Consider the following 17257-nt stretch of genomic DNA (forward strand, 5'->3'; position numbering starts at 1 on the left):
AATATTAATTTTATAATTTATCAATTACACTACTTAAACGCTTTGTAATCTCATCAATACTACCTACGCCATCAACACCAAAGTACTTGTCTTGAGCAGAATAATAATCTTTTAAAATAGCAGTTTTATCATAGTACTCTTTAATTCTGTTTCTAATAATAGATTCATCTGCATCATCTGGTCTTCCGCTTGTTTTTCCCCTTCCTAATAAGCGTTTAACTAAAACTTCATCATCAACTTCCAAAGCAATCATTGCATTTATTTGCGAATCTTTACTGTCCATCAACTTATCAAGAGCTTCAGCCTGTGCATTGGTTCGAGGAAATCCGTCAAAAATAAAACCTTGTGCATCAGTATTTTTTTCAACTTCGGCATTCAACATGTCAATTGTTACTTGGTCAGGTACTAATGCTCCTTTATCCATGTAGGATTTAGCCAACATACCTAGAGCAGTTTCGTTTTTAATATTATACCTAAATACGTCGCCGGTTGAGATGTGAACTAAATTATACTTTGTTTTTAAAAATTCAGCTTGAGTTCCTTTACCTGCTCCTGGAGGGCCAAATAGCACTAAGTTTGTCATGTATTGTGTTTCTTTAATTTGATATACTTCTGATAAATTTCTTCCTAATCCGTTATAATCTAAACCGTAACCTACTATGAATTTATTAGGAATTTCAATACCCACATAATGTAATTTAAAATCCTTTTTATAAGCTTCAGGCTTGTAAAATAGTGTGGCTATTTTTAACGATTTTACCTTTTCATTTTTAAAAATTCTATGTACCTCATGCAATGTGTTTCCCGTATCAATAATATCTTCTAAAATAATTACTGTACGTCCTGTTAAATCCTGAGTTAAACCTATTAATCGTTGAATATCTTCTGAGGACTTAACGCCTTCATAGGACGCTAATTTTATAAAAGTAACTTCGCAAGGTTTTGGGTACATTTTTGCAAAATCGCTTACTACCATAAACGAGCCATTCAGAATACCCACAAAAACAGGAATTTCATCACCAACATCTTCAGCTATTTCGTTTGCTAACCGTTGCAAAGCCTCGTCTATTTGCTTTGCAGTTATAAACGGCTTAAAATATTTGTCGTGTAGCTTTATCACAGGTACTAAAATTTAAAGATGCAAAGATAATCAATAGATTGGCGAATACCGATTTTTTGATTTACGATTTAGGAACTATTTTAAGATTTAAGTGTATTTTTGCATATCTTAAATAAGATTTTAGCCAGAAAACATGACAAACTATTTCTCTTCAAATTTTAAACTCGGTATTCTTGGTGGTGGACAATTAGGTAAAATGCTGCTTTATAATACTAGAAAGTTTGATATTTACACTTGCGTTTTAGATGCCAGTAAAGATGCGCCTAGTAAGATAGCATGTGATGAGTTTCACTTGGGTAATTTAATGGATTATGATACTGTTTTTAATTTTGGAAAAAAAGTTGATATCCTAACCATTGAAATTGAAAATGTAAATGTGGATGCTCTTGAAGACCTTGAAAAAGCGGGAGTAAAAGTTTATCCTTCTTCAAAAACACTTAGAATAATCCAGAACAAAGCGAAACAAAAGTTATTTTATGTTGATAAAGGTTTACCAACGGCTCCTTTTTCTCGCTTTGCATATCTTTCTGAAATTGAAGACGCCATTACTAATGGTGGTTTGGACTTTCCTTTTGTTTGGAAAGCAGCACAATTTGGTTATGATGGCAATGGCGTAAAAGTAGTGCGACAACTTTCTGATTTAGAAGGTTTGCCGAAAGGGGAATGTATTGCTGAAAATTTAGTGCCTTTTAAAAATGAGTTAGCAGTCATTGTGGCTAGAAACCCATCCGGTGAAACAAAAACCTATCCTGTAGTTGAAATGGAATTTCACCCCGAAGCTAACCAAGTAGAATATGTTATTTGTCCTGCTAGAATTTCTGATGAAGTTTCTAAAAAAGCACAAGATGTAGCTTTAAAAACCTCCAATGCTTTTAACCATGTTGGTTTATTGGCTGTAGAAATGTTTCAAACCAAGGATGATCAAATTTTAATAAATGAAGTGGCTCCAAGACCACATAATTCAGGTCATCAAACCATTGAAGCGAGTTTTACTTCGCAATTTGAACAGCATATTAGAGCTATATTAAATTTACCTTTAGGAAAAACCAATAGTAAGGTAGGTGGTGTAATGGTTAATTTGGTTGGCGCTGAAGGTTTTACAGGTGATGTTATTTATGAAAACATTGAAAATATAATGAAGATGGATGGGGTTACACCTCATATTTATGGTAAAAAACAAACCCGTCCGTTTCGTAAAATGGGACATGTAACCATCGTAAATGAAGATTTAAATGAGGCTAGAAAAATAGCTGAAGATGTAAAAAAGATAATCAAAGTAATAAGCAAATAATTATGAGTAAAGTAGGAGTTATTATGGGAAGCAAAAGCGACCTGCCAGTAATGCAAGATGCTATAGACATCTTAAAAGGTTTTGATATTGAAGTTGAAGTCGATATAGTTTCCGCCCATCGTACACCAGAAAAATTATTTGATTACGGAAAACATGCACACACAAAAGGGTTTTCTGTAATAATTGCAGGTGCTGGTGGTGCTGCTCATTTACCAGGAATGATAGCTTCCTTATCTCCATTGCCAGTAATAGGTGTTCCAGTAAAAAGTAGCAACTCCATTGATGGTTGGGATTCTGTTTTATCTATTCTTCAAATGCCAGGTGGTGTTCCTGTTGCAACTGTTGCGCTAAACGGAGCACAAAACGCAGGTATTTTAGCTGCACAAATTATTGGTTCTAGTGATAAATGTGTGCTTGACAAAATAATTGCTTATAAAGAAGGTTTAAAGCTTAAAGTAATTGAATCTGCTAAAGGTTTATAATGAAAAAAGCCCAGAAATTAATCCGGGCTTTTCAGCTATTAACAAATAATTCTCATGAGTTAGTCACTCTGCAAATTAATGGGTGCAAACATAAAAAAAATTTATTATGTACGCATAGTAAATTTTATTTTTAACATATTTCATTAAAAAATGACAAAGAATTTATTGAATCATTCATTTAATACCAACTTTAATACGGCTCCATTCTCAAAAATTAAAAATGCAGATTTCTTGCCTGCTTTTAAAAAAGCCATAAAAGATGCCAAAGCAGAAATTGATGTTATTATAAATAATACTGAGTTCCCAAACTTTAAAAATACCATTGAGGCTTTAGATTTTTCTGGTGAACAATTAGATAGAATATCGAGCATTTTTTTTAATTTAAATTCAGCCGAAACAAACGATACCATTCAAAAAATCGCGCAAAAGATTTCTCCTCTACTATCAGAATTCAGTAACGATATTACTTTAAATGAAGATTTATTTAAACGTGTAAAAGTTGTTTATGAATCTAAAAATGAACTGAATTTAACTACAGAGCAACTAACACTATTAGATAAAAAATATAAAAGCTTTTCAAGAAACGGAGCCAATTTATCTGCTGACAAAAAAGAAAAACTCCGGGAAATCGATAAAAAATTAAGCAAATTAAAGTTAAAATTTGGTGAAAATGTATTGGCCGAAACTAACAAGTTTGAGATGCTTATTACCGATGAAGTTGATTTATCTGGACTTCCTGATGGTGCTAAAGAGGCCGCAAAACAATTGGCCGAAAGTAAAGAACAAGAAGGTTGGCTATTTACATTAGATTACCCAAGTTACATACCTTTTGTTACGTACGCCAACAACAGGGAATTAAGAAAAAAAATAACGCTTGCCGCTGGTTCAAAATCGTTTAAAGGTGATAAATTAGACAATCAAAATATTGTTTTAGAGATTGTAAAGTTAAGGCATAAACGTGCAAACCTGTTAGGTTATAAAACACACGCCCATTTTGTTTTAGAAGAACGAATGGCTCAAACACCAGAAAAAGTTTTATTTTTTTTAAATGAATTATTGGAGAAAGCAAAACCAGCCGCTGAAAGAGAGTTTATAAACCTTACCAACTTTGCAAAAAAACTTGATAACATAAACCGATTGGAAAAATGGGATGGCGCCTATTATTCTGAAAAACTAAAACAAGAATTATTTAGTCTTGATGACGAGCTTTTAAAACCTTATTTCAAGTTAGAAAATGTTATAAATGGTGCGTTCACCGTTGCCAATAAACTTTTCGATTTAAATTTTGAAGAAATATATACTATTGATAAATACCACGATGATGTTTTAACCTATAAGGTTACCAATTCAAAAGGGAACTTTGTTTCAATATTTTATGCGGATTTTTTTCCAAGACCTGGAAAACGCAACGGTGCGTGGATGACCTCTTACAAACCACAATATATTAAAGATGGGGAGAATAGCAGACCACATATTTCAATAGTTTGCAACTTCACGAAGCCAACAAAAACAAAACCGTCGTTGCTCACTTTTAACGAGGTTACCACTTTATTTCATGAGTTTGGTCATGCCCTCCACGGGATGTTAGCCAATACTACCTACCCTAGTTTATCTGGTACAAGCGTATATTGGGACTTTGTAGAGTTACCGAGTCAGATTCTAGAAAACTGGTGTTATGAGAAAGATGCTTTAGAATTGTTTGCAAAACATTATGAAACAGGGGAAGTTATTCCAATGGAATTAGTAAAAAAAATAAAGGAATCGGCTACGTTTAATGAAGGTATACAAACACTACGTCAAATAAGTTTTGGATTATTAGATATGAGTTGGCATGCTAGCTCGTCGCCTGAAGTAATAAAATCTGTTAAGGCTCACGAATTAAAAGCGTTTAAAAATACACAGCTATATCCAGATGTAACGGAAAATTGTATGAGCACCTCATTTTCACATATTTTTCAAGGTGGATATTCATCTGGTTATTATAGCTATAAATGGGCAGAGGTTTTGGATGCCGATGCTTTTGAATATTTCAAAGAAAAAGGTGTCTTTAATAAACAAGTAGCCACTAAATTTAAAGAACATGTATTATCAAAGGGTGGAACAGAAAACCCAATGACGCTTTATAAACGATTTAGGGGACAAGAACCTAAGCCAGAAGCACTATTAAAACGCGCTGGATTAATAGACAATTAAAAATATTCATTTTTTTACCTTATTTTTGAGAAAAGAAAAATTGCTTAGAAATGCCTAACCATCAAATTAATCCGAATAAGTGGATAGATTTATATTCTGACTACTTATACAATTTCACAATTTCGCGCGTTAGTGATAGGATAATTGCGCAAGATTTGGTTCAAGATACTTTTTTGGCTGGTTTAAAATCTATGAAAAACTTCAAAGGAGAAGCTAGCGAACGTACGTGGCTAATCTCTATTTTAAAGCGAAAAATTATTGACCATTATCGAAAAATAAATTCAATAAAAGGAAAAGCCGAAGTGCGCATTACTTATAATGATGATGCTGAAAGCGAAGGCGATTGGTTAGAAGAACGTGTTGCAGATCCTTTTGATAAAACCGCCGAAGATACCATGGAAAATGAAGAATTAAGTGATGCCATACATAATTGTTTAAGCAAATTACCTTTAAGGCAAGCCGAGGTATTTAAAATGAAAACTATTGAAGGTTTTGAAACCGAAGTTATTTGTAATGAACTTAACATTACTGCGTCTAACCTTTGGGTAATCATTCATAGAGCACGAACTGCTATGGCTGCTTGCCTAAAAGAAAATTGGTTTTAGTTATGAGTAAAGTCAAGATTATAATGTCTTGTGATGAAGCGAATCACACCTGTGATAAAACGCAATATAAAGAAGCTTCTTTTTGGGAAAAGGTTAAGCTAAATATACATTTAATTTATTGTAGAGCTTGTAGAGACTATACTAAAAACAATACTAAGCTTACCAAAAAAATAAAAGTCTCTAAAATAGAATGTTTAGATAAGCAATGTAAAGAAAAAATGAAGCGAGATTTTGAAAAAGTCTTAGAAGACCAAAAGTTTTAGCAAAACATAAGTAACAATACTAGCCAAATAATGGTTAACCCTTCTACCCAAAAAGCACTGTAATATTTTCCTTGATTAATATTAGAAAACACCAAAAATAAAGCGGTGATTATTGTAATTATTGACAACGTAGCTATACTGCAAAATGCTGTGTCATTTTTAAAAAACTCTGCAAAATAAAACACCACTAGTAAAAGAACGCCCATTATTTTTGTTTGTTTTACCCCAATTATTTGAGGCATTGTAGAAAGCTTCAAACTATCGTAATTTAAATCTCTAATTTCAAAAGGCAGCATTAAAACTATAATAAACAAAAACCTTTGTACAGCAGTTAGTATAACATCATTATTAATTTGATATGTATTCTCAATTAAGGGAAGAAAAACAGTTACTCCTGTCCAAACCAAAGCTATCAAATATATTTTCAATCCTCCAATGCTACGTAAATTATGTTGTTTATCTAAAAACATGTGTTTAGGCAAAAACGGCATCGCATATAGAAACGTAACTACACCAAAACCTAAAATGTAGAAGAGTGATTTATGGCTTAATTGAAGCCCATAATAGCACATTAATAAAAAACAAAAAAATGAAAATATTTGAATCGCTTTAAGCCAACTAGTCAATCGGCGATGATGAAATTTTGCAACACCAAAATACTTTACGAAGTTGTAACCGGTTATAGAAGCAAAAAAAATAAAATAAAGTAAATTTTCGTCATATGGTATTTCAAATTCTAAAAGGGTTACCCAATTCAAAGAATAGACTGATAAAGCTACATGAACACTGCTATCTATATAAAAATTAAAGAGTTGTTTTAACCACTTCATTTTGTAAAAATAATCAAACTGTTAATAACGTTTTTAAATGGTTAAAAACTTTCCATTATCATTAATAAAACACGATTTTTATTACTTATTTTTGCGAATTATATAATTAATTTCACTTTAATGAATACAAACGCTTTTGCACTGCGTCATATTGGTCCTAGAGAAGAAGACCAAAACCTCATGCTAAAAACCATTGGAGCCGAGTCTTTAGATCAGTTAATTTATGAAACCATTCCAGACGACATCCGCTTAAAAAATGGGTTAAATTTAGATGAACCTATGACTGAGCATGAATATTTACTTCATATTCATGAGTTGTCTAAAAAAAATAAAGCATATAAAACATACATTGGTTTAGGATATCATCCAACCATTATGCCAGCAGTTATTCAGCGCAACATTCTCGAAAACCCAGGTTGGTATACCGCCTACACACCTTATCAAGCAGAAATTGCTCAAGGGCGTTTGGAAGCACTTTTAAATTTCCAAACAATGGTTATAGACCTAACAGGCATGGAAATTGCCAATGCCTCATTACTTGACGAAAGTACTGCGGCTGCCGAAGCCATGAGTTTACTTTTTGCGGTTCGTGAACGTGAACAAAAGAAAAATGACGTAAACAAATTTTTTGTTTCAAACAATATATTACCACAGACTTTATCGTTACTTCAAACAAGAGCTAACCCAATTGGTATTGAACTCGTAATTGGTAATGAAAATGAGTTTAAATTTTCTTCAGATTTTTTTGGAGCTATATTACAGTATCCTGGAAAAGACGGACAAATAACAGATATAAAAACCTTTATCGCTAAAGCGAATGATGCTCAAATTAAAGTAGCCGTAGCTGCAGATATTCTAAGCTTAGTAAAACTAGAAGCTCCAGGTAAATTTGGTGCCGATGTGGTTGTAGGAACTACCCAAAGATTCGGTATCCCGATGGGTTATGGTGGTCCTCATGCTGCTTATTTTGCAACTAAGGAAGTTTACAAGCGTGATATTCCAGGGCGTATTATTGGAGTTACTAAAGATGCCAATGGCAATAGAGCCTTACGTATGGCTTTACAAACGCGTGAGCAACATATAAAACGTGATAAAGCAACTTCAAATATTTGTACAGCACAAGTACTTTTAGCTGTTATGGCTAGCATGTATGCTGTTTATCATGGCGTTGAAGGGTTAAAATTTATAGCAAACAAAATACATAACAAAGCGGCAACACTTACAAATGCTTTAGAAAAACTAGGCTATACTCAGGTTAATACATCTTATTTTGATACGCTTCAAATTAAAACAGATTCAAAAAAAATAAAGAAAGTTGCCAAGGAAAAAAAGGTGAATTTGTTTTATCCAGACAATGAAACCGTAACAATATCCATCAATGAAACCACTGCAATTAGAGATATAAATTATTTAATATCTGTTTTCGCCGAAGCTGCTCAAAAAGAAACAACTGTTATCTCTTCTATTGATAAAGCCAACAATATTGATTCGGCTATTCAACGTCAATCAGAATTCTTAAAAGATGCAGTTTTTAATTCTTATCATTCTGAAACCGAGTTGATGCGTTATATAAAATCTTTAGAGCGCAAAGATTTAGCCTTAAATCATTCTATGATTTCGTTAGGTTCTTGCACCATGAAACTTAATGCAGCTTCTGAGATGCTCCCATTAAGTTGGTTTAAATGGGGAAATATTCATCCTTTTGCTCCCTTAAAACAGGCTAAAGGATATTTAACAGTGCTTAAAGAATTAGAAAATCAGTTAACCGAAATCACTGGGTTTGCAGCAACATCATTGCAACCAAACTCTGGAGCGCAGGGTGAATTTGCTGGCTTAATGGTTATTAAAGCCTACCATGAATCACGTGGTGATCATCATAGAAATATCTGTTTAATTCCTTCGTCCGCTCATGGAACAAATCCTGCTAGTGCTGTTATGGCAGGAATGAAAGTGGTGGTTACTAAATCTACAGATGAAGGTAATATTGACGTGGACGATTTACGTGAAAAGGCTATTTTACACAAGGACAACCTATCATGTTTAATGGTTACCTACCCATCCACACATGGTGTTTACGAATCAGCCATTAAAGAAATCACTAAAATTATTCATGATAATGGTGGCCAAGTGTATATGGATGGTGCTAATATGAATGCACAAGTTGGTTTAACAAACCCAGGTAATATTGGAGCCGATGTTTGTCATCTAAACCTTCATAAAACTTTCGCTATCCCGCATGGAGGTGGTGGTCCTGGAGTTGGTCCTATTTGCGTAGCAAAACAATTAGTACCATTTTTACCAGGAAACCCTCTAGTAAAAACAGGTGGCGAAAATGCTATAACGGCTATTTCAGCAGCTCCTTTTGGATCCGCTTTAGCGTGTTTAATTTCTTATGGCTATATAAAAATGCTTGGTGCTGAAGGATTAACACAGTCCACCAAAATAGCTATCCTCAATGCTAACTATATTAAAAAACGCCTTCAAGGAAGTTTTGATACGCTTTATTCAGGAGAACGCGGACGTGCTGCTCATGAAATGATTGTTGATTGTCGTCCTTTTAAAGCTAATGGCATTGAAGTGGTTGATATTGCAAAACGTTTAATGGATTACGGATTCCATGCGCCTACTGTGTCATTTCCGGTTGCGGGTACTTTAATGATTGAACCTACCGAAAGTGAAAGTAAAGCTGAAATGGATCGTTTTTGTGACGCTATGATTTCTATTAAAAAAGAAATAGATAGCGTTACAAAAGAAGATGAAAATAATGTTCTAAAAAATGCACCGCATACTTTGGAAATGATTACTGCTAACGAATGGTATTTACCTTACTCACGTGAAAAAGCAGCATTTCCATTGGATTATGTAAGAGAAAACAAATTTTGGCCAAGTGTAAGACGTGTTGATGATGCCTATGGAGATAGAAATTTAATATGCTCTTGTACCCCTATTGAAGCCTATTTAGAAGCATAATAGGCTTTTTGAACATCGTAAAATCATAAACAAAAAACATGGCCTTTAATTAAAACCTTTTATATTGCTATGTGCAATTTTAATTAAAGGCATTTTTACATTTATGAATATTAAAATTACTGGGACTGGAAGCTATATTCCATCCAATATTGAGAAAAACGAAAATTTTCACCAACATCAATTTTTAAATACTGATGGCTCTACCATAAATCATCCTAATGAGATTATTGTAGAAAAATTTCAAGCTATAACAGGTATTGATGAACGTCGTTATGCAAAAAACCATTTAAATTCTTCCGATTTAGGTTTTTTTGCTGCTGAAAAAGCAATTGCCGATGCTAAAATAAATCCTGAAACTATCGATTATATTATTGTTGCACACAACTTTGGTGACGTAAAACATAATGCTATTCAAAGTGATATGTTACCCTGTTTAGCTTCTAGAGTAAAACATAGTTTACGAATAAAAAACCCAAAATGCGTTGCTTACGATATCCTTTTTGGATGCCCTGGTTGGATTGAAGGTGTCATTCAAGCACAGGCATTTATTAAAGCTGGAATGGCTAAACGCTGTTTGGTTATTGGTTCTGAAACCTTATCTAGAGTTGTTGATAAACATGATAGAGATTCCATGATTTATTCTGATGGTGCGGGAGCAACTATTATTGAAGCTACAGAAGATGAAGGTGGTATTTTAGCTCACGAAACGGCTAGTTTCACCTATGACGAAGCATATTATTTGTTCTTTGGTAATTCAAATAACCAAGAGTTATGTAGAGATACGCGCTATATTAAGATGGATGGTCGTAAAATTTATGAATTTGCATTAAGTAATGTACCTAATGCTATGAAAACCTGTTTAGATAATAGCGGTTTAGATATCAAAGACGTTAAAAAAATATTCATTCATCAAGCTAATGAAAAAATGGATGAAGCAATTTTAAAACGATTTTATAGGCTTTATAAAACCGATATTCCTGAAGGCATTATGCCTATGAGCATTCATAAATTAGGAAATAGCTCAGTAGCAACTGTGCCTACTTTGTTTGATTTGGTTAAGAATAATAAATTAGAAAATCATAGTCTTACAAAAGGTGATGTTATTATATTTGCAAGTGTTGGTGCAGGAATGCATATCAATGCCATTGTTTACAAATATTAATATGACCGCGTTTGCGGAAATGCCAAAATGTACGAAAACACTTTTCCGAACAAACGTTTTAAACACACCATAAAGTTTCTTCAAAAGCACATATCTACTAAGGAAACTATTTTAGATTTGGGTGTTGTAAATCCGTTTACAACCATCATGCAGAAACAAGGTTATACTGTTGAGAATACCAAAGGAGAAGATCTAGATTTAGACACATCAACCATCGAGAGTAGTAATGCCGATGTTGTTACAGCCTTTGAAATTTTCGAGCATTTATTATCTCCTTTCACCGTATTAAAATCTATTAAAGCGGATAAGCTAGTAGCAAGTGTTCCTCTTAAATTATGGTTTTCTTCTGCATACCGAAGTAAAACAGATATGCTGGACCGTCATTACCACGAATTTGAAGATTGGCAATTTGATTGGTTATTGGAAAAAGCAGGTTGGAAAGTTTTAGACAGACAAAAATGGACTAACCCAACTAAAAAAATTGGAATCCGACCTTTTTTGCGTTGGTTTACACCTAGATATTATATTATTTACGCCGAAAGAGTTTAACTTTGAAATTAAACTTGAAGTTTGAATTTCTACATCATCATACCTGCACATAACGAAGAAAGCTCTATTGGTCTTACTTTGGATTCATTGGTTAATCAAACATTATTGCCAAAGCGTTTGATGGTTGTTAATGATAACTCTACAGATAACACACAAGATATTGTAGAGGCTTACGCAAAGAAACATTCGTGGATTTCATTAGTCAATTCAAAGTCATCAAATATTCATTTGCCGGGTTCAAAAATTATCAATGCTTTTTACAAAGGTTATGAACTGCTCGATGAAAATTACGATGTAATTTGCAAGTTTGATGCCGATTTAATCTTTCCTAAGAATTACCTAGAAACTCTTTCTAATCATTATAGTTCGAATATTAAATTAGGAATGGTTTCAGGGTTTTGCTATATAGAAAAAGATGGTAGTTGGGTATTGGAAAATTTAACCCGAAAAGACCATATTCGCGGTGCTTTAAAAGCTTACAAAAAAGGGTGTTTTTTAGAAATTGGCAAATTAAAACCATCCATGGGTTGGGATACCATTGATGAATTACTTGCTAAATATTATGGTTGGGACATTTTAACCGATGAATCGCTCCATGTAAAACACCTGAAACCAACAGGTATGAGTTACAATAAGGCTTCAAAATATTTACAAGGAGAAGCCATGTATAAAATGCGTTATGGTTTTGTTATAACATTTATTTCAGCGTTAAAATTGGCTTACAAAAAACGAAGTTTAGGTTTGTTAAATGACTATATAGCAGGTTATTTTAAAGCAAAAAAAGAAAACATGCCTTTTTTAGTTTCTGAAGAAGAGGGTACGTTTATTAGAGATCTCCGTTGGAAAGGAATAATAGGCAAACTAAAAGGATGAGATCCTGAAACAAGTACAGGATGACGCTAAAGCGTCAATTAAAACTCCAGTTTTTATAACTGTTTGAAGCTTCTAATTTATCTTCAATGGCATCATCTAGTTCAGGAAAAAAATCAATACCTGTTAAAACTTCAATGCTATCAACCGAAACTACAAACTCATACAAAGGTTTATTTGAGTTTTCATGTGGCATCAAAAAAGCAATCATTTTAGTTTTACCAGTATTATTATCAATCAGCACTTTGAAAAATTGATTGGGTACCGATACTTCTTCATCGCCTATAGTTTTCATGTTGCCTTTTAAAACGCCGCCCGTTACTACAAAAACCCCATCGTACTTACTTGCCCAATAACGTACTTTTTGTTCTAAAGTATTCCAAATGCCAGAATTAAAATCATGAAGTTGTGGGCTTATATTACTGGTTAAAAACGTTTCGTCATGTGCATTCTGGCTATATTTTCTATCTCCAGCAGGACAAAGATGACCGCGATCGTACCCTGAATTTTTATAATTTTTCCAATCAGCAGCACCTGTTTTTACAGCTTTGTCGATTTCAAAATAAGGGCGTTTATGGTTGGTATTTGATAAATGTGATTTTTTGAGCTCATAAGCCACCCATTCGGCTTGTTCGTGCGGTTCGCTATATGATAAAGAATACCCTTCATGATGCACTATTTGTCCTGTTGTACTTGATGGTAAAAAATACTCGTTAGTATCAATTTTAACTGTGTTTCCTGCTTCAATTATCTCAGATTTTTCTTCTTCACTTAAAAAATGTTCATAAGCATAAACCCCTAAAACAATGACTATAGCAAGAATTGAATAAAGTGTGCGTTTACTCATTAATCTAAAACAAATTCTAATGGTTGTCCAATTGCTGCATTAGGAAAACTAATTCCTAAGAGCGCTGAAATAGTTGGTGCAATAGCAGTAATCTCTGTTTTCTGCAAAGTTTCACCTTGTTTAATACCTTTCCCAAAGAATAGTAATGGTACATGGGTATCGTAACTAAATCCAGAATGATGATCGGTTCCTGTTCTGTTCCATTCGGTGCCTTTAAAGACTTCAGGGTTATAAACAAACATCATATCGCCTGAGCGTTTTTGATTATGACCATTTTGTAAAAGTGTTTCAATATAACCACCTGAACCTTCAAACTGATTTATATTTGATGTGATATAAACTTTATCAATTAAACTATACTTTAATAATTCAAGCGATAAAATTTCTTTTACATCTTTCAATACTAGGTTATTAGCATGGATTTTATCGTGATTGAGAAATATTTGACTATTAATTCTACTTAAAATTAAACCCGAGACTTTAAATTGCTTTTCTACAAAAGCATTCATTTCATCAAACATTTTACTTTCATCAAAAAGTCCAGCAGGAATTTTATTTGACTTTAAATAATTAGGAACGTGAGGAGCACCGTGATCAGAAGTTAAAAACACCGTGTATTGACCTTTACCAACTTTATCATCGAGAGCATTAAATAGTCGTTCTAAATCTAAATCCAAACGTAAATAAGTATCTTCAATTTCTACTGAATTTGGGCCAAAATCATGACCAACCTTATCAGTGCTGGAGTAGCTAACCGTTAAAACATCGGTTATTTCATCTTTACCTAATTCTTCTGAATCAATAGCTTTTATTGCAAAATCTGTAGTCAAACTATTTCCAAAAGGGCTTTCAGCTATGATTTGAAAATTACCGTTATGACTTCTTAAAGTTTGTAAATCATATGGAAAAGTGGCTGTTACTTTTCCTTTAAAAATGCGCTCATAATCATTTAAATCACTTCCGCTTTCTGTATAAGTATTTATATCATACAAAGTCTTCCATTCTTTAAAATATTTTTCGGCTGCATCGGATTTATTAAAATCTGTTACCCATTTTGGAAGTTCCTTCATATAAAATGAACTAGTTACCCAATTACCTGAACCATTGTTTTCAAAATCAAACCAATAAGCAGCATTGGCAGCATGACCTGCTGGAAAAACAGCTCCTCTATCTTTTAGCGAAATTCCTATAGATTTACCTCGCATTTGAGTAAATAACCTATTTTCATCTGCAAAAGTTGATGCCAGCATTCTATGTGGAGACATTTTTCCTGCTTCATTTTTTGTACCTATAGACTCTAAATTACTATCATTGGCACAATACACATTCCTTTTTAGATCTTTATCAAACCAATCATTACCAATAATACCATGGTATTTAGGCGTAGTACCCGTAAATATTGATGCATGTCCTGGTCCTGTTTTAGTTGGTATATAATTATAATGGTTGTTTTTACAATTAAACCCTTCATTTACCATACGCTTAAATCCACCATCACCATATTTATTATAAAAACGTGTTAAATAATCATACCGCATTTGGTCTACAACAATACCAACAACCAACCTCGGTTTGTCAACAGACGTTTTATTTAATGAAACAGTGTTTTGAGCTTTGCTTGTAAAATAAAATGAACAAATAAATAGTAGTAAAATGATTTTTTTCATAACGGTGTTTAATCTAAACCAAAAATACATATTTTAAAAACATCATAATTTAAAATTAAAGTTAAATACCTATAAGTTTTTTTTACTTTAGCAATTACAAATTTTAATATGACATACCTTCATAATATAGGAGCTTATTTTTTAATGATTGCTGAAATGTTTCGCAAACCAACCAAGTGGAGCGTAATGAAACAGCTTATTTTAAAAGATATAGACGACTTAATAATTGGCTCGCTTGGTATTGTTGCTTTTATTGCCTTTTTTGTTGGTGGTGTTGTTACTATTCAAACGGCATTAAACATTAGCAACCCTTTAATTCCGAAATATTTAGTTGGCTTTGCTACAAGACAATCCATAGTTTTAGAGTTTGCCCCAACTTTTATATCCATTATTATGGCAGGTAAAGTAGGTTCGTTTATTACTTCTAGCATTGGCACAATGCGAGTAACAGAGCAAATTGATGCTTTAGAAGTTATGGGGATAAACTCATTAAATTATTTAGTATTTCCTAAGTTCATAGCTTTAATGCTGTATCCTTTTGTAATTTCAATCGCCATGTTTTTAGGTATTCTTGGAGGTATGGCTGCTTGTGTTTATGGTGGTTTTAGCTCGCTTGAAGATTATATTATAGGTATTCAAACCGATTTTATTCCATTTCATATTACTTATGCGTTTATAAAAACGGTGGTGTTTGCTTTTGTTTTAGCAACTATTCCATCCTTTCATGGGTATTATATGAAAGGTGGCGCCCTCGAAGTTGGTAAAGCTAGCACAACATCGTTTGTTTGGACGAGTGTTGTTATTATTCTTTTAAACTATTTACTAACCCAAATGCTTTTAAGCTAATGATTGAAGTTAAAGATTTACATAAGTCGTTTGGTGAAGCTCATATTTTAAAGGGTATTACCACCACTTTTGACAAAGGAAAAACCAATCTTATTATAGGGCAAAGTGGTTCGGGGAAAACGGTTTTTTTAAAATGCTTATTGGGTTTGTTTGATTATGAAGAAGGTTCTATTGCTTATGATGGGGAAATTTTTTCGCAATTAACGGAAGACGAAAAACGTAATTTGCGTGCTAAAATAGGAATGGTTTTTCAAGGAAGTGCCTTGTTTGATTCTTTGACTATTGCCGAAAACGTGATGTTTCCACTTCGTATGTTTACTAAACAGAGTAAAAGCGAAATGCAAGACCGTGTTGATTTTGTTTTAAAACGGGTAAACCTTGAAGATGCTCATAAGAAAAAACCTAGTGAAGCCTCTGGTGGTATGCAAAAACGTGTTGCCATTGCTCGCGCCATTGTAAATAATCCTAAGTATTTGTTTTGTGACGAACCCAATTCGGGCTTAGACCCAAAAACAGCGATTGTTATAGATAATTTAATTAAAGAAATTACCGAAGAATATCAAATTACAACCGTAATTAACTCTCATGATATGAATTCGGTTATGGAAATAGGTGAAAAAATTGTGTTTTTGAAAAATGGTTTTAAAGAATGGGAAGGCTCTAAAGACACTATTTTTATAACCGATAACGAATCCGTTACCGATTTTGTTTACTCTTCAAATTTATTTAAAAAAGTACGAAGAATGTACTTGGATGAAAATCAGTAATGTATTATAGAAATTTCGTTGAACGTCTTTGTGTATGGATAGTTGTATGTTTCAGCAAGTAATTTAGCAAACATTCACGGACCAGAGGAGTTTCCGAAGGAAATTTCGAGTAGACTTGAACCAAGCAATGAATTATACACGTTGTTACCACACGTTTTTTTTAATTCCCATTAGTTTTCTCATTACTTGATTGTATCTGTATATAATTCGCATTTTACTTTGGCTTGGCTCAAATATATAAACATAATCTACTTTATACATTTTAGCTATTTCTTCTCGTCTTTGAGTTGTCTCATCTGTTGGCCAATCATATCCAACTAATAGAATATTTCGCTTTCCAGCTTTGAAATCTATTTTGGCTTTCTGTTCACTATATATATTTTGAAATTCAGGTTCAAGAACAGAGTCTCTTTGAATTGCTAATTTTCTGTCAGAAATCCGAAGTTTTAATGTGTCCACAATATCTTTAGGTCCAAATTCAAATTGTCCGTTAAAAAAGGGGGAATGTTCATTTATTTTAATTTTGATTGAATCTTTTAAAGAAATTCTAATTTTAAAAATTCCTAATGAGTCAGTTTCCAACTCGGTTAAACTATCTCTTTGAAATAATTGAATTTTGCTTTTTCTTTTATTTAGGTTTTTTGTGTATCTGTCGTCAGTATCTCTAAATAAGGCGAATTTGGTAGCCTCTGATTTATAAAATTCCACCTTTCCAATAATTTCTTTTTGAGAGTAAAGATTTTGTTGGAAAATCAAAATGATCAATATGAAAACGATTTTTCTCAAATGTATGGT

At 32.9% G+C, this 17257-nt stretch carries 16 protein-coding genes; 11 read left to right on the forward strand and 5 right to left on the reverse strand.

Annotation, left to right across the window (positions count from 1 at the left end):
- Nucleotides 1-10: 10 nt before the first annotated feature.
- Nucleotides 11-1120: an adenylate kinase gene (locus L3X39_RS11085; protein WP_237231850.1), complete on the reverse strand. Its 1110-nt coding sequence runs from the start codon at nt 1118-1120 to the stop codon at nt 11-13.
- Between the two features lie 133 nt (nt 1121-1253).
- Here L3X39_RS11085 and L3X39_RS11090 point away from each other — a divergent pair, with 133 nt between their 5' ends.
- The 5 genes from L3X39_RS11090 (at nt 1254) to L3X39_RS11110 (ending at nt 5954) form a co-directional block, all read left to right on the forward strand.
- Entirely contained in the window at nt 1254-2411 is a 1158-nt protein-coding gene (locus L3X39_RS11090; RefSeq protein WP_237231851.1) for a 5-(carboxyamino)imidazole ribonucleotide synthase, read from the forward strand.
- Between the two features lie 2 nt (nt 2412-2413).
- Nucleotides 2414-2893, forward strand: coding sequence for a 5-(carboxyamino)imidazole ribonucleotide mutase (gene purE / locus L3X39_RS11095; RefSeq protein WP_237231852.1), 480 nt, complete (start codon nt 2414-2416; stop codon nt 2891-2893).
- Nucleotides 2894-3043: 150 nt separating this feature from the next.
- Nucleotides 3044-5086 carry a M3 family metallopeptidase gene (locus L3X39_RS11100; RefSeq protein WP_237231853.1) on the forward strand — a complete coding sequence of 681 codons (2043 nt, stop codon included), beginning with the start codon at nt 3044-3046 and terminating at the stop codon, nt 5084-5086.
- 50 nt (nt 5087-5136) lie between these two features.
- Complete coding sequence (locus tag L3X39_RS11105; RefSeq protein WP_237231854.1) at nt 5137-5691, forward strand: sigma-70 family RNA polymerase sigma factor; 555 nt, start codon at nt 5137-5139, stop codon at nt 5689-5691.
- A 2-nt stretch (nt 5692-5693) separates the two neighbouring features.
- Nucleotides 5694-5954 (forward strand): hypothetical protein, encoded by a 261-nt coding sequence (locus tag L3X39_RS11110; protein WP_237231855.1) that lies wholly within the window; start codon nt 5694-5696, stop codon nt 5952-5954.
- Here the strand turns inward: L3X39_RS11110 and L3X39_RS11115 are convergent.
- Nucleotides 5951-6784 (reverse strand): UbiA prenyltransferase family protein, encoded by an 834-nt coding sequence (locus L3X39_RS11115; RefSeq protein WP_237231856.1) that lies wholly within the window; start codon nt 6782-6784, stop codon nt 5951-5953. The genes L3X39_RS11110 and L3X39_RS11115 overlap by 4 nt on opposite strands.
- Before the next feature lie 120 nt (nt 6785-6904).
- Here L3X39_RS11115 and gcvP point away from each other — a divergent pair, with 120 nt between their 5' ends.
- The 4 genes from gcvP to L3X39_RS11135 all read left to right on the forward strand — a co-directional run bounded on the left by gcvP (nt 6905) and on the right by L3X39_RS11135 (nt 12338).
- Nucleotides 6905-9754, forward strand: a complete 2850-nt coding sequence (gcvP, locus tag L3X39_RS11120; protein WP_237231857.1) for an aminomethyl-transferring glycine dehydrogenase — start codon at nt 6905-6907, stop codon at nt 9752-9754.
- 103 nt (nt 9755-9857) lie between these two features.
- On the forward strand, nt 9858-10916 hold the full coding sequence (locus tag L3X39_RS11125; protein ID WP_237231858.1) for a 3-oxoacyl-ACP synthase III family protein: 1059 nt from the start codon (nt 9858-9860) through the stop codon (nt 10914-10916).
- Between the two features lie 27 nt (nt 10917-10943).
- Nucleotides 10944-11465, forward strand: a complete 522-nt coding sequence (locus L3X39_RS11130; RefSeq protein WP_237231859.1) for a methyltransferase — start codon at nt 10944-10946, stop codon at nt 11463-11465.
- Between the two features lie 21 nt (nt 11466-11486).
- A complete protein-coding gene (locus tag L3X39_RS11135) occupies nt 11487-12338 on the forward strand; it encodes a glycosyltransferase family 2 protein (RefSeq protein WP_237231860.1) in 852 nt (283 codons plus the stop codon).
- Nucleotides 12339-12372: 34 nt separating this feature from the next.
- Here the strand turns inward: L3X39_RS11135 and L3X39_RS11140 are convergent, their stop codons facing one another.
- Both L3X39_RS11140 and pafA read right to left on the reverse strand, forming a co-directional pair.
- Nucleotides 12373-13182, reverse strand: a complete 810-nt coding sequence (locus tag L3X39_RS11140; protein WP_237231861.1) for a DNA/RNA non-specific endonuclease — start codon at nt 13180-13182, stop codon at nt 12373-12375.
- Nucleotides 13182-14849, reverse strand: a complete 1668-nt coding sequence (gene pafA, locus L3X39_RS11145; RefSeq protein ID WP_237231862.1) for an alkaline phosphatase PafA — start codon at nt 14847-14849, stop codon at nt 13182-13184. The genes L3X39_RS11140 and pafA overlap by 1 nt, the downstream gene beginning before the upstream one ends.
- A gap of 108 nt (nt 14850-14957) precedes the next feature.
- Between pafA and L3X39_RS11150 the strand changes: the two genes are divergently transcribed.
- Nucleotides 14958-15695 (forward strand): MlaE family ABC transporter permease, encoded by a 738-nt coding sequence (locus L3X39_RS11150; protein ID WP_237231863.1) that lies wholly within the window; start codon nt 14958-14960, stop codon nt 15693-15695.
- Nucleotides 15695-16462 (forward strand): ABC transporter ATP-binding protein, encoded by a 768-nt coding sequence (locus tag L3X39_RS11155; RefSeq protein ID WP_237231864.1) that lies wholly within the window; start codon nt 15695-15697, stop codon nt 16460-16462. Before L3X39_RS11150 ends, L3X39_RS11155 begins: the two co-directional genes overlap by 1 nt.
- A gap of 144 nt (nt 16463-16606) precedes the next feature.
- Here L3X39_RS11155 and L3X39_RS11160 read toward each other — a convergent pair whose 3' ends face one another.
- Nucleotides 16607-17248 (reverse strand): hypothetical protein, encoded by a 642-nt coding sequence (locus L3X39_RS11160; protein WP_237231865.1) that lies wholly within the window; start codon nt 17246-17248, stop codon nt 16607-16609.
- Between the last annotated feature and the right edge of the window lie 9 nt (nt 17249-17257).

This window comes from Flaviramulus multivorans (assembly GCF_021728415.1).
GTDB lineage: Bacteria > Bacteroidota > Bacteroidia > Flavobacteriales > Flavobacteriaceae > Sabulilitoribacter > Sabulilitoribacter multivorans.